Genomic DNA, 449 nt, shown 5'->3' on the forward strand with positions numbered 1-449 from the left:
TCATCGGCGGTAAAGGTAACGACACCTTCATCCTGGCTGACACAGTTGAAGCGGGCGACAGCATCACCGGCGGCGACGGTACAGACACCCTCATCGTTGTCAACGGCGGTAACGTCACAGCCACATCGAGCGTCATCACCAAAGTTGAAGCAGTCCAGGTATTGTTGAACAATGCAGCCCAGGCTGTAGACTTCAGCAAACTGCCAGACGTCACAGGCGTCCTGGTTCGCAACGTCTCCAACAACAACGTAGCAGCCCCAGCTGACTCCGCACCAGTTGCTGGTACCTCCACGTTCAACCTGAACAAACTGACAGCAGCCCAAGCCACCAACATCACTATTCAACACAGTGACACAGGTTCCAACGCCATCACCCAAAACATCGTCAATGCCCGTCTGGCTGTTGACACAGGTACAAGTGACACCGTTGCCCTGACCATCGCCGAAGGC

At 55.2% G+C, this 449-nt stretch carries 1 protein-coding gene; it reads left to right on the top strand.

Annotation, left to right across the window (positions count from 1 at the left end; genetic code table 11):
* Positions 1-449 (top strand): hypothetical protein (locus ACO0LK_RS27025; RefSeq protein ID WP_422980611.1); only part of this gene is annotated, 449 nt, incomplete at both ends.

Source organism: Undibacterium sp. Ji49W, assembly GCF_049340205.1.
Lineage (GTDB): Bacteria > Pseudomonadota > Gammaproteobacteria > Burkholderiales > Burkholderiaceae_D > Undibacterium.